General features: G+C 56.0%; 11 protein-coding genes. 4 read left to right on the top strand and 7 right to left on the bottom strand.

What is annotated here, in order from left to right; all coding sequences use genetic code 11:
• Positions 1–91 precede the first annotated feature (91 nt).
• The 4 genes from F1E05_RS09625 to gspE form a co-directional block, all read right to left on the bottom strand.
• Positions 92–4,726: a non-ribosomal peptide synthetase gene (locus F1E05_RS09625; protein WP_150048086.1), complete on the bottom strand. Its 4,635-nt coding sequence runs from the start codon at positions 4,724–4,726 to the stop codon at positions 92–94.
• Positions 4,723–14,688: a non-ribosomal peptide synthetase gene (locus F1E05_RS09620; RefSeq protein ID WP_150048085.1), complete on the bottom strand. Its 9,966-nt coding sequence runs from the start codon at positions 14,686–14,688 to the stop codon at positions 4,723–4,725. Before F1E05_RS09620 ends, F1E05_RS09625 begins: the two co-directional genes overlap by 4 nt.
• 407 nt (positions 14,689–15,095) lie before the next feature.
• Positions 15,096–15,740 carry a dihydroxyacetone kinase subunit DhaL gene (gene dhaL, locus F1E05_RS09615; protein ID WP_150048084.1) on the bottom strand — a complete coding sequence of 215 codons (645 nt, stop codon included), beginning with the start codon at positions 15,738–15,740 and terminating at the stop codon, positions 15,096–15,098.
• A gap of 189 nt (positions 15,741–15,929) precedes the next feature.
• Positions 15,930–17,636: a type II secretion system ATPase GspE gene (gspE, locus tag F1E05_RS09610; RefSeq protein WP_150048083.1), complete on the bottom strand. Its 1,707-nt coding sequence runs from the start codon at positions 17,634–17,636 to the stop codon at positions 15,930–15,932.
• A gap of 158 nt (positions 17,637–17,794) precedes the next feature.
• On the opposite strand from gspE, the gene F1E05_RS09605 reads away from it, so the two are divergent.
• Positions 17,795–18,049, top strand: coding sequence for a Rho-binding antiterminator (locus F1E05_RS09605; RefSeq protein ID WP_150048082.1), 255 nt, complete (start codon positions 17,795–17,797; stop codon positions 18,047–18,049).
• Here the strand turns inward: F1E05_RS09605 and F1E05_RS09600 are convergent.
• Positions 18,046–19,311 carry a hypothetical protein gene (locus F1E05_RS09600; RefSeq protein ID WP_150048081.1) on the bottom strand — a complete coding sequence of 422 codons (1,266 nt, stop codon included), beginning with the start codon at positions 19,309–19,311 and terminating at the stop codon, positions 18,046–18,048. The genes F1E05_RS09605 and F1E05_RS09600 overlap by 4 nt on opposite strands.
• The gene (gene ppx / locus F1E05_RS09595; RefSeq protein WP_150048080.1) at positions 19,311–20,807 is read right to left on the bottom strand and encodes an exopolyphosphatase; all 1,497 of its coding nucleotides are present in this window, start codon (positions 20,805–20,807) and stop codon (positions 19,311–19,313) included. Before ppx ends, F1E05_RS09600 begins: the two co-directional genes overlap by 1 nt.
• A 115-nt stretch (positions 20,808–20,922) precedes the next feature.
• On the opposite strand from ppx, the gene F1E05_RS09590 reads away from it, so the two are divergent.
• Positions 20,923–21,828 (top strand): ABC transporter ATP-binding protein, encoded by a 906-nt coding sequence (locus F1E05_RS09590; protein ID WP_150048079.1) that lies wholly within the window; start codon positions 20,923–20,925, stop codon positions 21,826–21,828.
• A complete protein-coding gene (locus F1E05_RS09585) occupies positions 21,825–22,589 on the top strand; it encodes an ABC transporter permease (RefSeq protein ID WP_150048078.1) in 765 nt (254 codons plus the stop codon). Before F1E05_RS09590 ends, F1E05_RS09585 begins: the two co-directional genes overlap by 4 nt.
• Before the next feature lie 55 nt (positions 22,590–22,644).
• Here F1E05_RS09585 and F1E05_RS20235 read toward each other — a convergent pair whose 3' ends face one another.
• Complete coding sequence (locus F1E05_RS20235; protein WP_190303295.1) at positions 22,645–22,782, bottom strand: hypothetical protein; 138 nt, start codon at positions 22,780–22,782, stop codon at positions 22,645–22,647.
• Between the two features lie 316 nt (positions 22,783–23,098).
• Here F1E05_RS20235 and F1E05_RS09580 point away from each other — a divergent pair, with 316 nt between their 5' ends.
• Positions 23,099–23,440: a hypothetical protein gene (locus F1E05_RS09580; protein ID WP_150048077.1), complete on the top strand. Its 342-nt coding sequence runs from the start codon at positions 23,099–23,101 to the stop codon at positions 23,438–23,440.
• The last annotated feature ends 95 nt before the right edge of the window (positions 23,441–23,535 follow it).

Here is a 23,535-nt window from a genome sequence, read left to right as displayed (position 1 = left end):
GTTGTCAGTACAAGCTTTACATTTACAATAAGGTAGACGCGCTACTGCAAACTTTACCCCACCTATACATATCGTTTTGATCAAATCATATTCAGCAACCATTGCTATAGTAATTTCCATGGTAATAGTCAGGCTCCCTAATGAATCCATTCCGACTAAAATATGTGTGATAACGGCCTAGTAGCTCGTCATCTAGCGAAGCACACTCAATCCCTAACTCGGATAACGTGCTTTGCGTTGCTCTACAATCGTAGCGAATCGCATCCTCTTCCAACAACGCCGATGCATCATCTTGCTTTTGCTCCGAAAACATCGGCAGCAACGGCAATAAAGCAAAATCGTTGGACTGAGTTTTGCCAATCTCAAGCAACTTATTCACCCAGTCGCGATAAGGAATGCGATGCAGCCGGTATCCCAAGCGGCTAAACCCATTGACCAGTTCATCGGAATAAGGCGGGATAGGATGATTTAGATGAAAACAACCGCCAACCGAACTCGGTTGCAACGACAATGCGACCATGGCGCGGCTCATGTAATCGACGGGAGCCATATCCATACGTAGGTGCTCTGCGGGGGCGTAACCGATCTGAATGCAACCTTTAATCAAGCGACACAAATAATCTTCGGTATTCCAAACACCGCTACGGCTATCGCCGGCAACGGTCGCCGGCCGATACACGGTTACCTGAATCCCTCTGTCCTTAGCCAATCTCACCAACTTTTCCGCCACCCATTTGCTCTGGGCGTAACCATTAGCCAAGTCTGCACCGGATGCCGGCTCGTCCTGCTCCCCATGGCCATACGGATTATTGAAAGAGGTTTCGCTAAACACCGATAAGGTTGAAACATAATGAACTGCTTTAGCTTTGCCGTAACAAGCCAGACGCAGCACTGCTTCAGTCGCTAATACGTTGGCGGCCTTTAACGCTTGGTAAGGTTGGACAAAGTTGACCTGCGCCCCGTTGTGATAAATAGCGTCAACCCGCCCGGCAATTTCTTCATAACGAGATACCGACAAGCCGAGCCGAGGCTCCGCCAAATCGCCGCACACCGCAATAACCCGGCTCCAATCGATTCGGTCTTGCAGGGCATAACGGCCGATCTGGCGTTGCAACCGGACTTGTGCTTCCCCTTCATTGACAGCCCTGATCAAACAATAGATGTTGGCCCGTGTTTGCTCCAACAATTCAGCCAGTAAAAATGTACCGAGAAAACCGGTCGCACCGGTTAACAGCATCGCTTGCGCCTCGACTACGGGGACGGCTGTCGAAGCGGTTGGCCGAATTTCAGGATCTAGTTTCGCTTCGGCCTCCAAATCGAGCAATTTATCGTCTTTTCTACTGCCGTCGATTAACTCGCCCTGGGCTACCAGGGTCGAGCATTCAAACAAATCCACCAGCGCAACGTCGACACCCACATTTGTTTGAATAGCTGAAACCAGTTCTATCGCAAGCAAGGAATGGCCGCCCAAATCGAAGAAATCGTCATGTCTGCCAATCTGTTCGACACCCAATAAACCGGACCAAATTTCCGCCAGCTTAATTTCCGTTTCCGAAACAGGCGTATCGGCCCGAATGTCGGACACCTTGTCTTTGGCTGCCGCCGACAATAATGCGTTACGATTCAGCTTACCGTTTGCGGTCAATGGCATCCGCTCCAGCCACACAAATGCGTTCGGCACCATATGATCGGGTAACGCGGATTTGAGATTTTCCCGTAACCTTTCTGTAGAGGCATTACCGACAACGTAAGCCGTCAATTGCTTATTTCCGGGCTGAGGTTCACTAGCCAAAACTACAGCGTCCTCTACATCCGGCTGCGCCATCAGACGGGCCTCGATCTCCCCCAATTCGATCCTAAAGCCACGGATTTTCACCTGATGATCGACACGCCCTAAAAATTCGAGGTTGCCGTCAAGCCGGTAACGCGCCAAATCGCCGGTTTTGTAGAGCCTGCCGCCAGCCGCTTGAAACGGGTCGGGGATAAATTTTTCCGCGGTCAATTCAGGCCGCCGCCAATAACCACGCACCACACCTGCGCCACCGATATGAAGTTCGCCTTGAACTCCAATAGGAACCGGATGACCGTAGCGATCCAGAATGTAAAGTCGAACGTTGCTGATCGGCCGGCCTATCGATACCGGCCGGTCCAAATCGTTCTGGCTGATAGGGTATACGCTGCTCCAAACCGAACCTTCGGTCGGGCCGTATTCGTTATATAACGGTACATTCGGCAACATTGCGTAATGCCGGTTAACCACGTCGATTGCACACGCTTCTCCGGCAACGATAGCCGTTTTCAGGGTTTCTAAGCGGATTCCGGCTTGTTTCACCAGCAAACCATAAAACGACGGCAAGGCTAGCAAATGCGACACCCGATACCGCGTGATCAATTCAGTCAATGCAACCGGATCTTTGGCGACCTCATCTTCCGGCAAGCATAAACAACCGCCCTGCCCCAGCGTCCAGAACAGTCCTGCCACAGAACTGTCGAAGGCAAACGAGGACAGCAACAAATAACAGGTAACAGGTGCGCGATAAGTAGTAAACCGCGCAACGGTGGATTGCAGCGCGTTACAATGCGAGACCATCACGCCTTTGGGTTGTCCGGTAGAACCGGAGGTATAGATCATGTAAGCCAAATTCAGCGAGTGGCCATACTGCGTAAGGTTATCAACGGAATATTGTTGGATGGCGGGCCAATCGGCATCCAGATAAGTCGTATCCTTGATGCCGAAGGCTAATTCCGCCGCTAGATGCTGTTGAGTCAGTAGTACGGCAATCCGCGCATCTTTCAACATATAGTCGACGCGCTCTTTGGGATAGTGGGGATCAAGCGGAACATAAGCTCCACCCGCCTTCAGTATACCCAGCATGCCGACCACCATCTCCAATGACCGTTCGACGCAAAGGCCGACCGGCACATCCGGCCCTATGCCCTTGGAGCGTAGATAATGAGCGAGCTGATTGGCTTTGGCGTTAAGTTCAGCGTAACTTAAAGCCTGCTCTGCAAACACCAGCGCAACCGCGTCCGGCGTTTTTCCCACTTGCGCCTCGAACAGCGCGTGCAACTCTTGTTCGGTGGAATATTCGGCAGCGGTGTCGTTAAAATCATCCAAGATTCGCCGTCGTTCACCCTCAGGCATAATGCAGAGAGTATTCGCCGCTTGCTGGGGGCACTGTTCCAATGCCGTTATCAAACTGTCGATGGCGGTACAAACATAAATGCCGATACGTTCCGGACCGATACCGCTCACGCATTGCACGGTAAGATTAAAACCTTGCCCCAAATCGTCAACCGACAGCGTCAGCGGATAATTGGTACGCTCTTCGCTGCTAATCACACGCATCCCCTCCCACTCCAGCAGCGCCGATTGATCGGATACCGCAACGATCCTGGAGTGCCGGTAATTGAGTAGCGCGGTGAACAAGGGTAACGATGCCGGGACAGCACTACAACGCTGCGCCAGCGCAAGAGTGGCATGCTCGTGCATCAATAATTCGTTCAAATTGTCGTAGATGCTGCCGATTATGTCGCGCACAGTCCGGCCGGTCAGTGAAACCCGTATCGGCAAAGTATTGATAAACATGCCGACCGCACTGTCCGCTCCTATGCCACCGCCTTGCAACCGGCCCGACAATACCGTGCCGAATACCACGTCATCACGGCCGCTGCATTGTCCCAACACCAAAGCCCACGCCATATGGAACAAGCTTGCCGGAGTAACGCCGTGTTGCCGGGCGCTGTTGCGGGCGCGTTGCGCCAATTCCGCTTCCAGCGATAGAACAGCTTCTTCGACTTGTCCGCCGCTGCCTTGCACATTCAGCACCCCGAATGGCGCGGTCGGTTCGTCGATGTCACCAAGCTGCCGCCGGAAATAGCTTTCATGATCCGCCTGAGAAAGCGCACGCATACGGGCGATGAAGTTCCGGTAGGGTTGTATGGCTGGCAATTGCTCGGGCCGACCTTCAAGTATCAAGCGGATTTCCGACAAAATAAGCTGAAGCGTATAGTTATCGTCCACCATGTGATGGTTGAGCATCGCAAACCAGTATTCATCCGATTGGCTATCCTTAATGGCAAAGCCAGCCAACAGCGGAGCCTTCTGCAAATCCATCCTGAGCCGGCGAGGATCGGTGCGTTCCATCAAGCATTGGTAAATCCGTTCTTTCGGTTCAGGGGCCCATTCTTCAATGGTCAGCACGGCATGGCGATGCACGACCTGAACTGGCTGCGACAAACCGTTCCAGCGTATCGAACTGCGTAAAATGTCGTGTCGGTCAATCACCGTCTGCAGTGCCTCCAAGAAGCCTTGCAGACGCGCGCGATTATCGAACACGATGACGGAGCGAGTGATGTACGGATCGCCCCTGGTTTCCATCAAATGGTGAAACAAAATACCTTCCTGCAACGGCGCCAGAGGATAAATATCCTGAATTCCGGCCACCCCTTCCGCAACGCTAGCCACGATCAAATCGATCTCATCCTGGGTGAAGCTGAGTAACGGCAGCATATCCGGGGTTATTTTCGGCGTTCCCGATGCATGCCTGTCCATCACAACGCCGTTTCTTATTGCAATCAACAAATCCTGCTTATGCGTTTTTAATGTGGACATTAATGCCTGATCGACAGCGCCTTGCGGTGCACGAATGACTAATTCGCCATCCAACTCGCTGACGACGATATTTTTTTTCTGCATCTCTGCAAAAACTTCCTGCAAGCTCATACCCGAAACTCCTCAAAATACGCTAGGTTTAACGACTGCCCGAAATGCTCGGGTATCAAATTGGGCGGCATATCAAAAGCCGGACTATTGTCTTGGTAATCGACTATCGTTTCCGCCAAAACAGACAATGTCGGATAGGCAAAAACCGCCCGCGGCTCCAGCAGCCAGCCTAGCCGACGTAATCGTTCGACCAGTGTCAGCACCATCAGCGAATGACCTCCCAATTCGAAAAAATGATCGTTGCGGCCAACGCGCTCCAGTTCCAACAGATCCTTCCAGATACAAGACAACGCGATTTCTTTTGTTCCTTGCGGCTCTTCGTAGCGATGGCTGATCACAGCCTCCCTATCAGGGGCAGGTAAAGCGCCGCGTGCCAACTTGCCATTGGCGGATAAAGGCATCAAAGGCAAAATGACAAAGGCGCTAGGCAGCATATAATCGGGTAAGGCTTCGGCCAAAATGGCGCGAAGGTCGCCAATGGACAACGCACTGTCATCGTTCGAGGTCAAATACGCCACCAAACGCTTGTCGCCGGGGTGATCTTCCCTGGCAATGACGACCGCGTCCTTGATCTCCGGCTGCTTAAGCAATTGGGCTTCGATTTCGCCCAGTTCGATCCTGAAACCTCGGATCTTGACTTGGTGGTCGATACGGCCCAAATAATCGATGTTGCCGTCCGGGCGGTAGCGCGTCAGGTCGCCGGTTTTGTATAGGCGGCTGCCTGCCGGGCCGAACGGATCCGGAATGAATTTTTCCGCCGTTAAATCGGGACGGTTTAGGTAGCCCCGGCCTAGGCCAATACCGGCGATGTGCAGTTCGCCGGGGGTAGTAATCGGCACCGGGTTCAGACTTCGATCGAGAATGTACAGACGGAGATTGCTAATCGGTTTGCCGATGGGAATCGCGGTTTCCCGGCAATCTTGCGGACAAGCCCAGTAGCTGACGTCGACCGAGGCTTCGGTTGGGCCGTACAGATTGTGCAACCCGGCCGGCAGTTTTTGTTGGAAGCGCTGTACCAGATCGGCCGGCAGTGCTTCGCCGCTGCACACCACCCGTTTCAGGCCGGTGCAGCGTTCGGCGCCCGGCGTGTCGACGAAGACTTGCAACATCGACGGTACGAAGTGGACCGTGGTAATACGTTCGCGGCGAATCAATTCGATCAAGCCTTGACTGTCTTTATGCAACTCGGGCGGTGCCACGACCAATCGGGCGCCGGTCATCAACGGCCAAAAGAATTCCCAGACCGACACATCGAAACTGTACGGGGTTTTTTGCAGGACTGCATCCTTGCTGTCCAGACCGTATTCGGCCTGCATCCATTGCAATCGATTCAAAATGCCTTGATGCGGCACGCCGGCGCCTTTAGGTTGGCCGGTAGAGCCGGAGGTATAGATACAATAGGCCAGGTTGCTCGGTTGAAGGTTGGGACGGGGATTGCCGGCGGAATACGCCGCGACCTGCGTCCAATCGCTATCCAGACTGAGCACTGGAGCCCCGGCAAAATCCAATTCGGCAAATTTCGCTTGGGTCAAGATCACGACCGGTGCGATGTCGGCCAGCATGAAGGCTAACCTTTCGGCCGGATAGTTGGGGTCGAGCGGCACATACGCCCCGCCGGCCTTCAGGATGCCCAGCAGGCCGACGACCATCGCCAACGAGCGCTCCAGGCAAATGCCGACCAACACGTCCGGGCCTACGCCCCGTTCGATCAGGTAGTGCGCCAGTTGGTTGGCTTGGGCGTTCAGTTCGGCGTAGCTCAGGCTCTCGCCTTCGAAGCTCAGCGCGATGGCGTCCGGAGTTTTCTCGACTTGCGCTTCAAATAGCTGGTGGATGCAGCGCTCTTGCGAGTAGGCAACTTCTGTGGCGTTCCAATCATGCAGGATTTGTCGGCGTTCGGCCGAGGTCAGGCTGGGCAGATTGGCCAATCGGGCCTCGGGTTGTTCGGCGAAGGCGTTTAGCAGGTGTTGCAAGTGTTCCAGCATCCGCGCCGCGACCGCCCCGGGAAAGCGGTCAGCATCGTAGTGCAGTGTCAGGCGCAGTTGCGGGCCGGGAAACACGGCCAGTGTCAACGGGTAATTGGTCGGGTCTTGCCCGGCAACTTGATCGATGCGTAACGGCCCGCCGATTTCCAGCAGGGCTTGGTCGAGCGGGTAGTTTTCGAATACTAGCAGGCTGTCGAACAAGGCCTGACCGCGACCAATGTCCGACCAGTTTTGAATCTGTGCCAGTGCTGCGTAGTCGTATCGGCTTTGAAGTCGGCCTTGCTCGAAGACGGTTTGCAACCAGTCGCTCAGTTTCTGCTCCGGCTCCAGCTTGAGCCGCATCGGTACCGTGTTGATGAACAGCCCGACTTGCCGTTCGATACCGGCCAGTTCCGCCGGCCGGCCGGCGACCGTGACGCCGAACACGACATCGCGCCGCCCGCTATAGTGGCTGAGCAGCAAACCCCAGGCGGCTTGAGCCAGGGTGTTGAGGGTTAAACGCCGTTGTTTGACGTAGTCTTGCAAGCGAGCGCTGAGCGCATCGCTCAGACAGAGGTCTTGCGGATGCAACGGGCCGACCGAGCCTTTGCTGTGGGGAGATTGGTCGACGCCGAGAACGGTAGCCGCTTCGAACCCCGCCAGTTGCGTTCGCCAGTAATGTTCGGCGGCGACTTGATCTTGGCGTTGCAGCCAGGCGACATAGTCGCGGAACGGCCGCGCCGGTGCTAACTCCGCGGCATGGCCTTCGGCGAGTGACCGGTATAGATGGAACAGCTCTTCGACCAGAATCGGGCTGCTCCAGCCGTCAAGCAAGACGTGGTGATAGCTCCAGAGCAGGTAGTGACGCTCGTCCCCGCAAGCCGCCAGATTGACCCGCATCAAGGGGGGGCGTTCGAAATCGTAGCCTTGACGGCGGTCGTCGGCTTGTAAGGTTTGCCAACGGATTTGCTGTTCTTCTGCGCTTAAGTTACGCCAGTCGTGTTCGGTGATCGGTACGCTCGCGTGGCGTTCGACGCGTTGCAACGGTTGCGACAGGCCTTGCTCGATAAACCCGGTCCGCAAGATGGCGTGGCGCGCCAGCAGGTGTTGCCAGGCCTGCCGGAAGGCGGTTGTATTCAATGGCCCATTTAGCCGACACGCCAATTGGATGCGGTAAGCCTGGGTATCGGGTTGGTAACGGCTATGAAATAACAGCCCGTGTTGCAACGGGGTCAACGGGTAGAGGTCGTCCACTTGACGCGGTGCGAACGCCAACTCATCCAGCTGAACTTGGTCCAGCCCGGCCAGCGGGAAATCGCTGGGCGTATAACCGCCGACATCGGCGCGCCGGCAATGTGCTATCAACGTTTGCAGGTGGGTCTGGTAGCGGTCGGCCCAGCGTTCCAGTGTGGCGCGGCGATAGCGTTCCCGACTGTAACGCCAACTGAGGTGCAGTTGGCCGGATTGGATGTGCGCAACAACGTCAAGTTCGTGCGGGCGTTCGCCGCGCGAATCGCGGCTCGGACCGGATGTATCGACACTGGCTTCGAACAAAGCGTCGCCGGCAAATCCGGTATCGAGTTGTCCCAGGTAATTGAAGATGATACGGGCCGCCGGTTGCGCGTTCAGGGCTTGGCGCAGGTTAGCGTCGGCCGACAGGTAACGCAACGCGCCGTAACTGAGTCCGTTTTCCGGTACGGCGCGCAGTTGTTCTTTGATGCGTTTCAGTGCGTCAATTGGCGTGTCGTCCGCTTTAACGGTCAACAGCAATGGATAGACGTTGGTAAACCAGCCGACCGTGCGCGAGACGTCGAGGTCGTCAGCCAGGTGTTCCCGGCCGTGGCTTTCGCGGTCGATCAACAGATAAGTGGGGGTTGTAACGTCAATTTGATCACCCAAGGCAAGCACTAACGCGGTCAACAGTACCTCATCGATGTGGGTGCGGTAGGCCGTCGGGACCTCGTTCAACAAGGCCCGGGTTTGTTCGGCACCCAAGCACCATTCGACGCTGTCTTCCAGCTCGACCCGATTGGCGCCCGCCGGATAATCGACCGGCAGACTTTGCGCCTGCCGGTAGCGAGGGTCCAACCAGTATTCGGCTTGTCCGTTGAAATCGCCGTTTACGGCCCGCTGCGCCAGCCGTTCGGCCCAGTGTTTGAACGCGCTGGTTTTTGTCGACAGACTAAGTGTTTGCTGCGCAAGGCCCTGCCGGCAGGCGTTATCCAGGTCTTCAAGCAGGATGCGCCAAGACACGCCGTCGACCGCCAGATGGTGAATCGCTATTAGCAGTTGCCGCTCGCCGCCGCCCAAGTCGAACCAAACGGCTCGTAGCAGCGGGCCCTGCGCCAAATCGAGCGAGGCTTGGCAAGCGGCGGCTTGCGCGGCGATAGTGGCCTGACGTTGCCGATCCGGCAGCGCGGACAGATCGACCACGGTCAATACCGCGTTCCGCTTGTCCGCTTGATGGGTTTGCCGCCAAGTCAGGCCGACCTGTTCGAAACGCAGCCGTAGCGCATCGTGGTGAGCGATCAAACTGTTCAACGCAGCGGCACAGAGTTCAGGTGTCAAACCCGGCTTGATCCGCAAACGCAAGGCCTGATTCCAATGCTGCGGCCGGACGAAATCCTGTTCGAAAAACCAGTGCTGGATCGGCGTCAAAGGTACGTTGCCGCTAACCGAGCCCTGTTCGGCCAGCGTCTGACCGCAATGCGTCACCACTTCGGCCAATTCGGCCAAGCTCGGCCGCTCGAACAACTGCTTGGGCGTAAACACCAGCCCGACTTGGCGGGCGCGGCTGACGGCTTGAATGCTGAGAATCGAGTCGCCGCCCAGTGCGAAAAAGTGGTCGTGCCGGCCAATGCGTTCCACCCGCAGCAGGGTTCGCCAGATTTGTGCCAGTGCTTGCTCGGTTTCGCTGCGCGGCGCTACATAGGCCTTTTTCAGTTGTTCGCTCAGATCCGGCGCCGGTAATTGCTTCCGGTCCAGCTTGCCGTTGGCGGACAGCGGCATGGCGTCCAACACCACGAAGGCGCCGGGCAGCATGTAGTCCGGCAGCTGGTGTTTAAGTTGGCCTTTGAGACGCTCGACGACGGCTTGCTCGGCTTCGGTGTCGGCCACCGCCGCGTACGGCACCACGTACGCCACCAAGCGCTTGTCGCCGGGGTGATCTTCTCTGGCAATGACGACCGCATCCTTGATCTCTACTTGCTTGAGCAAGTGCGCTTCGATTTCCCCCAGTTCGATCCGGAAACCTCGGAGCTTGACTTGGTGGTCTATCCGGCCCAGGAATTCCAGTGCGCCGTCGGCGCGATAGCGGACCAGATCGCCGGTTTTGTACAGCCGGCCGCCGGCCGGGCCAAAGGGATCGGGGAGGAAACGCTCGGCGGTCAGTCCGGGGCGTTGCCAATAACCGGGCACAATGCCGGCGCCACCGATGTACAGTTCGCCGGCTACGCCGACCGGGACCGGGTTGAGGCATCGGTCCAAAACATAAAGCCGCACGTTGGCGATGGGCCGGCCTATCGCCAACGGCCGCTCCAGGTCGTCCGCCCCGGCTTGATAGACGCTGCTCCAGACGCTACCTTCGGTCGGGCCGTATTCGTTGTAAAGTTTGGCGCCGGGCAGCACGGCCAGGTGGCGTTTGACCACGTCGGTCGGACAGGCTTCGCCGGCGACGATGGCAACCTGCAGGCTACTTAAGGCTTGGGGCGATTGCTCCAGGAGCAGCGCATACAGCGAGGGTAAGGCTAACAGATGGGAAATTCCCTGTTGCTCGATCAGGGCCGCCAGGGCTGCCGGGTCTTTACTGTTGTCGTCAGAGAGCAGGCACAAGCAGCCGCCTTGCGTCAGGGTCCAGAAGAGGCCGGCCACCGAGCTGTCGAAAGCAAACGAGGACAGCAGCAGATAGGCGTTGACCGGATCGGGATAGCCCGTCAGCCGAGCCCAGGTGGAATGCACCGCGTTGCGGTGATTCACCGCTACGCCTTTGGGGCGGCCGGTGGAGCCTGAGGTGTAGATCAAGTAGGCCAGATGCAAGGGATGCAGGCTCAGCTTGGGGTTGGTCGCGGGATAGCCGGCCATGGTCAAACTGTCGCGGTCGAGATAGATGACTCCGTCTCTTGCCGCCGTCAAGTCCGCAGAGTCGGCAAATTCCGCATAGCATGCTTCCCGGGTCAACAACAACTCGACGCCGGCATCGGCCAGTATCAAGGCCCGCCGCTCGGCCGGATAGCTGGGGTCGAGCGGCACATAAGCCCCGCCGGCCTTCAGGATGCCCAGCAGGCCTATCACCATCTCCGGCGAACGCTCCAGGCAAATGCCGACCAACACGTCCGGGCCCACGCCCCGCTCGATCAGGTAGTGCGCCAGTTGGTTGGCTTGGGCGTTCAGTTCGGCGTAGGTGAGGTGGTTATCTTCAAAGCTCAGCGCGATGGCGTCCGGGGTTGTCTCGACTTGCGCTTCGAATAGCTGGTGGATGCAACGGTGTTGCGGGCAATCAAGCTCGGTCGCGTTCCAGGCCGCCAGATCGCGGTACTCCGTCTCTGTCAGAAATGGCAATTCGCCTAGCCGGCAATCCGGATTGTCTAACACGCCGCGAATAAGCGTTTCAAAATGTTTAGTCATCCGCGCAACGGTTGCGGATTCCAATATGCACAGTCGGTAACGAAAAGACAGCGATAACTCGCCCTGCGTTTCGGCCGCCAACAGGGTCAGATCGAACTCTTCGCTGCCGTCGCGAAAGGCAAGACCATCGGCGCGCAAGCCAGCCCAACGAATCGGCAGGCCGGTCTTGCCTAGCGCCATCGCCGCCGCCACGCTATCGGTTGCATCCTGTAAAACGAAGAAGGCCCGATAGAGCGCATCAGCAGCGACATTCTCTTTTCTCAGATTGTCCAACAGCACGCCGTTCGGATAATATTGATGCGCCAACCCTTCCACCACCGTTCGCGTCACTTGCGCCAAGTAAGCGCGAAACCTTAAATGACCTTCCGGTCGGCTACGGAGTGGCAGCGGATTGACGAAATAGCCGACCGTATTGGCAAAACGCTGTTGAGGGCGGCCCAAGGTAGGCGAGCCGACAATCAAATCGTTTTGGTGGCTATAACGATAAAGCAAGGTCTTGAACGCGGTCAGCAATACGGCGTAAAGCGTGGTGCGACAGTCCGCGGCAAGCCGTTTCAAACCGGCCAGCGTTTCGGCCGACAGCGTCAATACTTCGCTGCCGGCCCGATAAGACGGTGTCGGTGTTGATACGCTCGGTAGCCCCAAGCTCGGCAAGTCGCCGGATAATTGCTCCCGCCAGTAAGCCAGGTCGCACTCGGCGCTGGGACTCGCCAAATAGCGGCGTTGCCAAAGCACGAAGTCGTTGTAAGCGGCGGACGGCGTCGGCAAGTGCTTGGTTGCACCTTCCCGTTGGGCCGCGTATAACTCGGCTAGTTCCTGCAACAACACTTGCAGCGAACGAAAATCGACGATCAAGTGGTGAACGACAAATGCCAAGACATGCTCGTGTTCGCTACAGCTGAACACGGCAGCCCGTAACAGGGGGCCGTTTTGCAAATCGAAGCTCGATTCGTTAAAAACCCGCAAATGGCGCTCGCACTCAGCCTCATCCGTACAATTTTTACGTTCCAGCGGTGCGGGTGCTCCGGTAGTTGGCTTTCTGACCGGTTGCAATTGCTCGTCCAAGCCGAACCCGCAACGCAGTTGATCGTGACGTTCGCATAGTGCCATCCAGGCGTTGGCCAACGCCGCATTGTCCAACGGCCCGAATATTTGCAATGCGGCAGTCAAGCGATACAACGCCGCTTCGTCTTCGATGTTGGCCCGCATCCAGAGCGCTCTCTGGTTAAAGGACATCGCACAGACCGGTTGTTCGGTTTGCGCGTCGGATTGCGGTGTTGCCTCATTCCGCTTGAGCAACTGCAAGGCGAGTTCGGCCGCATCGCACAAACTGGAGTCGCCCAACAAGTGGTCGAGCGGCAGATCGATATCTAACAGTTCGTCGATGAAGTATTTAGTCTCAACGGCCTTCAAGGAATCCAAGCCTAGACTGGTCAACGGCGCGCCGGCATCGACCATGCCGGCCGGCAACGCCGCCAACTCGGCAATTTTGTGCGCCAAATGCGCCGTTAACAGCGCTTGCCCGGTGTTTTGTTCCAGCGCTTTCAAGCTCAAGCGCAGCAACATCCGGGTATCGTTACCGGCGTCCGGCCCGGAATTCGAAGCCTTGATTTCGATTTCGCCGTCTGCCGCAACGATCGCCAACTGCCCGGAGCCGTATGCCTGGCAACAGGCTTGGCGCCGCACTTTGCCGCTACTGGTTTTCAATAGCGAGCCGGGTTTTAGCAGGATAATCCTGTCGGGCTGCACGCCGCATTCGTCGCTCAAGCGGCTGCGAATCGCGGTAAATTCGCGCTCGAAGTTAGGTTGACGCAAGCGGTCGCGGCGCAATTCCGCTAACAGAATCAACTGTTCGTGCCGGTCGGCCTGCAGCGAACAGGCTACCGTCGCGGCCGGCACCAATGCATCGCAAGCGTCTTCGGCGGCACGTTCCAAGTCGTGCGGGTAGTAATTGCGGCCGCGGACGATAATCAGATCCTTCAAGCGGCCGGAGACGAACAACTCGCCGCCGTCGACGAATCCCAGGTCGCCGGTGCGCAGCCAGCGCTTGCCGCCGGCATCGCTGACGAAAGTCTGCGCATCGGCCTGCGGCTTTTGCCAGTAACCGGCAGCAATAGCGTGGCCGCTCAAGCAAATTTCACCGATCTGCCCTGCCCGGCACTCCACGCCGCTGTCGGGATCGACGATTTTCAGGTCTTCCTTACGCTCAGGCCGGCCGCAGGCAACGATGAGCCGGGCATCGGCGTCATCGGCCGACACGGGTTGGGCGATGCGTTGCTCCAACGCGGATTTGGCGAAGGCCTGAAACCTGGGAGCGGCGCCTCGGACGCCGCCGCTTACCAGCAAGGTCGCTTCGGCCAGACCGTAACAGGGGTAAAAGGCGCGCCGGTCGAAACCGCAGGCCGCAAACTTGCCGGCAAAATCGGCCAAAGTTTTCGCGTTGACCGGCTCCGCGCCGTTGAACGCCAAGCGCCAACTACTCAAGTCCAAGCCGGCGGCGTCGCATTCGGCGATTTTTTGCACACACAAGTCGTAGGCAAAATTCGGTCCGCCGCTGGTATGCGCCCGGTAGTCGGCTATCGCCTGCAGCCAGCGTAGCGGTTTCTCCAGAAACGCCAGCGGCGCCATCAGTACCGCATGAGCGCCGCAGTACAAAGGTTGCATCACGTTACCGATCAAACCCATGTCGTGGTATAGCGGCAACCAGCCGACGACGGTAGCGTTTTCGTCGTGACCGAAACGTTGACGAATCAAGGCTTGATTGGCCAGCAAATTGGCGTGGCTGATCACCACGCCTTTGGCCTCGCCGGTGGAGCCGGAGGTGTATTGCAAAAACGCCACGTCGGCCGGACTAGCCCTGTGACGGCACCAGTCGCTTGCGTCCGCGCCGGGCTCGCCGTCGGTCAACAACCAAGCCGATTTGTCAAACTCGCCGTCCGTGGCCGAATAACGGCACACTTCATCCGCCACTTTGCGAGTCGCCAGCAACGAAGCTGCATCGCAGTCGTGCAATATGGCGCGCAAACGCGGCATGTGGCGCCGACTGCCGGGCGGATAGGCCGGTACCGCTATACAACCGGCGTACAAGCATGCGAAGAAGGCGACGATGTAGTCCAAACCCGGCGGGTATAACAGTAGCGCGCGCCGGCCTTGCATATCCATAGCCTGTAAACGGGCGGCCCAGCAACGCGCCCGCCTATCCAATTCGCCGTAGCTCACCTCATCTTGAGCCCCCGCGCCGAAATTTAAAAAGGTGTAAGCCGTGCGTAACGGGTGCAATGCCGCTCGATTTTGCAAAACCTCCGCTAACGAGGTGGCGTCGGACAATATCTCGGAACCATAGCCGCCGGCATCCGAACAAGAATTCAGCTCTAACACTTCGCCTCCAGGTCTTTCAAGATCGATACACCCATCGGGACGCAAACGCTCAGGTTTTATAGCCTTTCACCCATCGAACGCCGCATCCCGAATTTGCCGGCAACACAGCCTAAACTGCAGCCGAAAGGATTGCGTTGGAGACGACTGGAAAAATTGATTACCTCACTAAAAAATCCCCAGGTTGACTTCAGGAGATTCGAACGGCTGGCCGGAACGGAAAAACTAAATCCCTCTCGTCGCCAAGAGCTTTTACGGTTAGCGCATCCAGCGGACAAAATTGCAGGAATCGCCTAAAGGCTCTCTAACCCTGATCCGCCGAGTACAATAATTTGAAAAGGCTTACGTTATAAGCGGCACAGGATTTCGCCTAACAGCCAAACTAGGCTTTCTCTTATGCCGGCTCGCCATTAAACCGATGAATGCTGCGCAGCCAACACCTTGGCAACGGCTTGGATGATGAGTTGTGCGGTTTTCGCGCCGGCGTCGATATGCCCCACGCTACGTTCGCCTAAAAACGACGCCCTACCTTTGGTTGCAGGCATATCGCGGGTAGCTTCGACGCCGTCTGCCGCCACTTGGCAAAGGTGATCCAGAATAGCGTCGACGGATTTACCGGCAGAGACGTCTTGCCGCAACGCCGCCGCAACCGGCACCCATACGTCTAGCATGGTTTTCTCGCCGACATCGGCTTTTCCGCGTTGCTTGACCGCTTCTATTGCCTGTACAAAAGCGTCGGCAAAGTGGTTTAAATCGCAGTTTGAAGCCTGGCTGTGCTTGTGCAAATGGATGAACAAGGTGGCGTACAAAGAACCGGACGCTCCGCCGATAGCGGCCATGACTATCGTGCCGATTTTCTGCCATGCCGAGGGCCAATCCAATTCGGCGATTTCCTTGCGGTGTTCTTGTAAGGCCTGGATGCCGCGTTGCAGATTGAACACGTGATCGCCGTCGCCGATCGCTTGGTCCAAGGCCGTCACTTCCTCGGCGTTTTGTTGGATAACAAGCGCGACCGTATCGATCAAATCGGGAAACAATGCAGGGTTGATAGACATAAAAACTCCGGTGATTGGTAAAACAGCAGGCATGATACCGAGTTACAACTCAATCCGGCGCACAGCCTCACTTGAAAGTATCCATTCAGCCTAAGCCCGCCTGCCTTTGTAAGGCCGCATTAATCCGCTCCAAGCGGTGTTGCCGCGAATAAATTCGCACGCCGTATAGTTTTTCCGGCCGAATTCCGACTAAGTTTCGGTCGTCACTCTCAATACTTCCTCCAGCGTGGTCGAGCCCTGCAGGGCTTTGCCGACGCCGTCGTCGTACATGGTTTGCATGCCTTCCTTGATCGCCTGCTGTTGGATCACGAAGGCTTCGTCGTGTTTCATGATTTGCTTGCGTATCGTGTCGCTCATGGTTAGAAACTCGATGATGGCCAAGCGGCCTTTGTAACCGATGCCGTTACAAGCCGGACAGCCAACCGGTTTGTATAGCCGAATCTCGCCTTCCGGCTGCCAGCGGCGCAACTGCATTTCTTCTACCATGGTATCCGACACCGGATAAGCCTGTTTGCAAGACGGACACAAACGCCTGACCAAACGTTGGGCCAAAATGCCGTTAATGGTCGAACTCAGCAAATATTCCTCCAGGCCCATGTCCTGCAAGCGGGTAATACCCGCCGCAGCGTCGTTGGTGTGCAAGGTGGATAACACCAAGTGGCCGGTCAAGGCCGATTGCACGGCGATTTTAGCGGTTTCCAAATCACGCATCTCGCCTATCATGATCACGTCAGGGTCTTGGCGGACGATGGAGCGCAAGGCCGAGGCAAACGTCAGGCCGATTTGCGGCTTGGCCTGGATTTGATTGATACCTTCCAACTGATACTCGACCGGATCTTCCACGGTGATGATCTTGCGTTCGGAAGTATTCAAGGTCTTCAGCGCCGCGTACAGCGAGGTCGATTTACCGCTACCGGTCGGCCCGGTGATCAAGATGATGCCGTGCGGCTGCGCCAGCACTTGCATGAAGTTGTCCGCCTGTTTACCGACAAAGCCCAAAGCGGCGAAATCCAGCACCGCATTTTCCTTGTCCAGCAAACGTATTACCACGCTTTCCCCGTATAAGGTCGGGATGGTGGAAACCCGCAAATCCAGCTCTTTACCCACCATCTGCAATTTGATGCGGCCGTCTTGCGGCAAGCGGCGCTCGGCAATGTTCAATTTGGCCATGATCTTGATCCGCGACAACACCGCGGCGGTGGACGCCACCGGCGGCGAATCGATGTCCTGCAGCACGCCGTCTATGCGCAAGCGCACTTTCAGGCTTTGTTCGAACGGCTCTATGTGTACGTCCGACGCCCGGCTTTCCACGGCTTTTTGCAAAATGAAGTTGACCATGCGGATGATGGGCGCCTCGCTGGCCAAATCCTTGAGATGCTCCAGGTCTTCGTTGTCTTCCTGTTCGACGTTCAGGCCGTCCATCAGTTTATCCATTTGCGACTTGCCTTCGCCGTACTGAATTTCCAGCGCGGCATCGATTTCCGACAATTGGCCGACGTGTAAACGGATTTGTTTACCGGTCGCCAATTGCAAAGCCTGAAGCAAATAGTCGTTTTCCGGATCCATGACTCCGACGTCCAGAGTGCCGTTTTCGGCTTGCAGCCCAACTACGTGGTAATTTTTCAGAAAACGCAGCGACACTTGTTGGTCCAACGGCGATTGCGGCGGATAATGCTCCGGCTTTAAGCGCGGCAAGCCGTGGGTTTGCGCAAAGGTTTCCGCGACATCGTTGTCGGAACACAGTCCCAGCTTGATCAACATTTTGGGCAAGGAATCGTCCTGTTGCGCCTTTTGCATGCGCCGGGCTTTAGCCAGATCGCTGTCGGACAGTTTGCCGTTACGCTTCAGCGCGTTTAAAAATTCGGCGTATTTTTCCGGAGCCGGAGTCGTTTCCATCGCAAGGTCTCGCTATAGTGATCGAAGCCGCCGCCGATCGATAGCCGGAGCGCGGCGGATTTACCCATTATAACGTTCGGTACGCGCAGAGTCGGCCGTTTTACAATAAACCCGGCTAGGCACGACCTGCCTAAACCTGGAACACACCGGAGGCTACTATGGCGTCCTCGCCGATACCTTGCGCGCTACACGACTATATCGAGATAGCCTGTCTCTATCGCTACCGGCTCAAGCTGAACTTGGTCGACGGCACCATGCTGGAAGGCATTGCTCTGACTACCGAAACCACCCCCGAACGCCGGGAAATGCTGGTACTGGGCCCGGCGCCGGAGCAACGCATAGAACTGAACCGGGTAAGCAAACTGACGGTATTGACCGAAAACGCCCGCTTCCAAGAGCTGCGCCTTAGCTAACGCAAGCCGTATAAAGGCAGCTCGGCAATACGCTTGTCTATTTCCGCCAGCATGGCTTGATACAAAGGACTTTGGGTATTGCCGAAACGTGCGGCGAACGCTTGTTGTTCCAGTTGTTCCGGTAGGCCTTGAATATCCGGTACCACCTGTTGGTAATCGCTGATCCCGGCCATCTTGGCTTGAAAAGCCCGGGCGGTTTGCGGACTGGCAATCGCCAGTTCGCCGAAGCGGGTGCCGGTGCGGTCGGCCAATAAGTCGATGAAACTGAAACCGCTGCCCGTTTCGGCGTCGCTCAATTCCTTGTCCACGCCTATGCGTTCGCTCAATAATTTAGCGTCCACGGTGGCCAGCAAAGCCGAGGCGATAAAGTGCTGCGGAATGTCGACGCGCTTATAAGCGTACACCGGGTAGTCTTTGGCATACACCAGGCCTAACGGCAGAAAGCCGCGCAAGTCCTGTTTGAAGATGTAACTGCCGACCGCAATGATCACAGCACGGTTTTCCCGAATCGCGGTTTCGGCGTCCGACCGTCGATAGGCGCTTTCGAACAGGGGTTGCAATAATTCCGCCAGCGATAAGCGCCAGGCCGGATCGTGGCGCAATACGATTTCGTTGATTTGCTGCTGGTAAAAATCCAGATTCGGATAGTCGCGGTGTTTACTGCGGGCTAGTTGTTTGGCGGCTTCGACCATGGCACCCAAATAGCGAATTTGCACGCCGTGCTCGATAAATTGCACCTCTTGTACGTATTGCGCGCCGAGTTGCCAATATTGATTAAACGGCGGTAGATGTCCCAGCCACGGCAATATCAGGTTGGCCGCGCTGTCGGGGATGGAGATTTCGCCGATTTTGAGCGACTTGATGCGAATGCCCTGCTCGGTTTGCCGCAATTTGAAGCTGAAATCCAGATAACGTCCCCACACGGTTTTGGGAACGTAAACGGCGATTTGCACCCAAACCAGATTAGCGCCCATCTGAATTGCCACGGTGTTTTCGACAAAATGATTCAGCAGATAACTAGCGGCAATGTTGATGTCCTTTTGATCCAACACAATGGTTTTGCTGCCTTCGCGTTCTTCAGGACTCAACTGCAACAGCTGTTTGGCCCGCTCTATATCGTCCCTATTCCAAGCGTGCGGCACTTCCAGCAGCGGCGTGTCGTCGATCGCAAACATCAACAGAAGGTTGAACAAAACCGCCAAACTCAAGCCGATTGCCGCTAACCGCTTCAACAATCCCAGCCGTTTTTCCCGTTGCAGCATTACTCAAACGTTAACTCGAACCCGGCCTCTTTCAGGTAAACCTGTTCCTGGGTCAAATCCGCGTAGGTCAACGGCGATTGCTCCAGCCATTGGGGCGGAAACTCCAACGCGATTTTCTTGCCGGAAATAGCGATAGTAAAATCCGGGCGCAGCGTATGCCGGTTACGGTGTAACAGATAAGCCACACGCAGCAGTATGGCTAAAATAGGCGCATTGCGCTGCCAGGGCGTCGGTAAGTCTTCAAAGCGCGCCATGCTGAACTTTTTGCGGTGCGTGCGTATCATGCGCGACAGCAACAGCTGGTCCTGCTTGGAAAAACCGGCCAAATCGCCGTTCTCGACAATGTAGGCGCTGTGCTTGTGGTATTGGCTGTGCGCAATCTCAAGGCCGATTTCGTGCAAATCGGCCGCCCATTCCAAAAAGTGCACGCTATCCGGATTATCCTCGAAGCAGGGATGATGGCTGAGCTGGCCGACCAGATAATGCAAAGTGTCTTTCAGTTGGGCGGCATGGCGGCGATCGGTATGGTAACGCTCGGCCATCAGCGTGCTGGTATGGGTACGAATATCGTCGTTGTAAATCCGACCCAACAAATCGTAGATCAGACCCTCGCGCAACGCGCCGTCCGACACCGTCATTTGCTGAATGTTCAGAATTTTGAAAGTGGCATAGACAATGGCAACCGCGCCTAAAAACACCGGTTTGCGTTCCACGCTCAAGGCCGGCAACACGGCTTGCTGGATATTTTCCAGCGTGAACAAATAGCCGACCAATTTTTCCAAGCCGTCCATGGTGATGCCGTTATTGCTATAGCCCTGGGTCTGCAAGACGGCGCTGATCGCTTTCAGGCTGCCGGAAGCGCCTATCGCTTCGTCGAAATTGTCGCTGAGGTAGGTGTCTTGAAAGGGTTCCAATTGCAGCCCGGCAAACAAAGTGGCTTTGCGAAAGGCTTTTTTGGAAATCGCACCGTCTTTGAAAAATTCTTGACTGACGGTCACGCAGCCCATGTTCAGGCTTTCTTTCTGTAACGGTTCGGCGCCCTGTCCTATGATGTATTCGGTGCTGCTGCCGCCTATATCCATCACCAAGCGTTTGTTGCCGCTGCCGGCCAGACTATGGGCGACGCCTTGATAAATCAGCCGTGCCTCTTCTATGCCGGAAATGATTTCGATCGGATGGCCCAAGGCCTGCTCGGCTTTGGCGATGAATTCCGCCGCATTTTTGGCCTGCCGCAAAGTATTGGTACCGACGATACGCACGCTGTGCGGCGGAAAATTGCTGATTCTTTGTCCGAAGCGTTCCAAACAGATCAAGGCCCGCTCTTGAGTGTCCTTATCCAGCACTTTTTGAGCATTCATGCCGGCTGCCAACCGCACCATTTCCTTCAAGCGGTCTATGATTTGCAACTTGCCGTCAGTCAATGCACAGATAATCATATGAAAACTGTTGGAGCCGAGATCGACAGCGGCAACATGGGAGGGTATGGCATTTGGCAATGCGGTATTCCTGTTCGAAGGCCCGGAGGTATGATTTCTGATAAAATCCGTTGTCTTTTTCGCGGCCCTTAAGTTAGCGGCGCAGTTTCATCGTTGCGGCATTATAAACTACCCCATGAAGGCTTTATCCATCCGGAATCTTAAAAAGACTTACAAAAACGGCTTCCAAGCCTTGCGCGGCGTGGACCTGGAGGTAGAAAGCGGCGATTTTTTCGCCTTATTAGGCCCGAACGGTGCCGGTAAATCCACCTTGATAGGCATCATCAGCTCGATGGTCACCAAGACCAGCGGCGAGGTCAACATCTACGGCCACGATTTGGACAAGGCCAACGCGCTGGCTAAAAGCTGTATTGGCTTGGTGCCGCAAGAAGTCAACTTCAATCAATTCGAAACCGTCAAAAACGTGGTGTTGATCCAGGCCGGCTATTACGGCATACCCCGTAAACAGGCCTTGCCCAAAGTGGAAAGCTGTTTGAAACAAATGGATTTGTGGGACAAGCGCGACACCATCTCCCGCCGCTTGTCCGGCGGCATGAAACGCCGTCTGATGATAGCCCGCGCCATGGTGCATTCGCCCAAGTTGTTGATTTTGGACGAACCTACCGCCGGCGTGGATATCGAGATCCGCCGCGCCATGTGGCAAATGATGCAAGACGTTAACAAGGACGGCACCACCATCATTCTGACCACCCATTATCTGGAAGAAGCCGAAAGTCTGTGCCGCAACATCGCCATCATCGACGACGGCCAAATCGTCGAGCAATCCGCGATGAGCGCCCTGCTCGGCCGCATGCACACCGACCACTTCGTATTCGATATCGCCGGCGAATTGCAGGCCGCCCCGCAAATCGACGGCTACCGCATCGAATTGACCGACCCGCATACCCTGGAGGTAGCCGTGCCGAAACACTTGGGTTTGAACCGCTTGTTTCAACAACTGTCGGCAGCGGACATCGACGTCTTGAGTCTGAAAAACAAATCCAACCGTCTGGAACAATTATTTATCGATCTGGTGCAATGAAGAATTCCGTCGCTTTCAGGACTATTTTGTACAAGGAAATCTGCCGTTTCACCCGCATCTGGCCGCAAACCTTGTTGCCGCCGGCGATTACGACCGCACTCTACTTCCTGATTTTCGGCAAATTGATCGGCGATCGTATCGGCACGGTGCTCGGCGTGAGTTATATGGATTACATCGTACCCGGCGTGATCTTGATGTCGGTGATCAGCCATTCCTATTCCAACGTGGTCTCTTCGTTTTATTCCAGCAAATTTCAACACCACGTCGAAGAACTGCTGGTCGCCCCCGTATCCAACGGGGTGATTTTGACCGGTTACGTCTGCGGCGGCATTGCCCGCGGGGTGATGGTAGGCGCGGTAGTGGCCGGCATTTCGGTGTTGTTTACCCACGTCGGCGTCTTGCACTGGGGCATTACCATTGCCGTATTGATTTTGACGGCCACACTGTTCGCGTTGGCCGGCTTCATCAACGCCGTGTTCGCCGACAGTTTCGACGACATTTCCATCATTCCCAACTTCGTATTGACGCCGCTAAGCTACCTGGGCGGGGTATTTTATTCCCTGGCCATGCTACCGCCGATTTGGCAAACCATCGCCCAAGGCAATCCGATTTTGTACATGATCAACGCTTTTCGTTACGGCTTGATCGGCGTCAGCGACGTGGACATAGGCCTGGCCTTTCAAATCACCGGCGGCTTTATCGGCTTTTTGACCTTACTCAGCTTGTTTTTGCTGCAAAAAGGCATAGGCATTAAAAACTGATACTGCCGCTTTGTCGGCACAGGGCTTTTTGCAAAGCCCTGTCAAAATGTCGCCCTCAAGGCTTAGGCTCGGAACCCTCCCGCTTTTTATCGGATAACTCCTGCCTATGTTCCTTCGCCAATACCTGAGTCACAAAAAACAAGCCGCCCAGTAAACTCAGCAGCATCACGATTTCTACTATCAACCTCGCCATACCCTTACCCTCCCGACACACCCAACGGCGGCGGACGTTTGACCTGAACGCAAAATATTCGGCGGATCGGCCCGCTATCGGTGCAATCGCCGAACCGCAAGGCTGCAAATATCGCAGCCTCGCGCCGTTCGACAAGCCAAGGCAGGCACAAGTTTTAGGCCATGGCTAATTTCACGGCATTAGCAAAGGCTAACGTCACACCATCGAGGCAAAGAAAAGAGATGAAGCTCGGAAATTTCAGCCGATGCCAGGACTGGATAAGCGTGAGGAAAAAACTGCACGTTAACAGTCATCCTCCGCTAAACTTGCAAGCATTATGTTGAAGCAGTGGTTACCTTCAGTCCTTGTCGTGTTGCTGGCAGTCGTGCCGGTGGGCTTGGTCTTTGCCCATTATTCCGAACTCACAAGCCAGTTGATCGTTGCCGGCGAAGAGTTGAATGCCGACGGCAGTCCGGGTTCGCTGCATGCCGGTCATTGCCAGCCGGACAAGGCGCACGTTGCCGGCTGCGGTTTTCATATTTGCCTGGATTGCGCCATTACTCCATCGTTCGGCTTCACCCTAATCCACAGTCCTGACCTTTTTAACGATAAGGCAACCACCGCACTGCTTTCGTTGCTATCTCCCCCGGCTGTAAAACCGCCTATTCTTTCTCGCTAGGTTCTGCGGGTGCGTCGTTTCGCACCCATCGCAAACGATAGGCTCGACTGTGATTGAGGCGGTCGGGTCCTCGTTGTTATCAACCGAGTGAGGAC

Origin of the sequence: Methylomonas rhizoryzae, from assembly GCF_008632455.1 — a bacterium.
GTDB lineage: Bacteria > Pseudomonadota > Gammaproteobacteria > Methylococcales > Methylomonadaceae > Methylomonas > Methylomonas rhizoryzae.
Note: the sequence above shows the minus strand (reverse complement) of the source record. Positions and strands in the feature narration are given on the sequence as shown.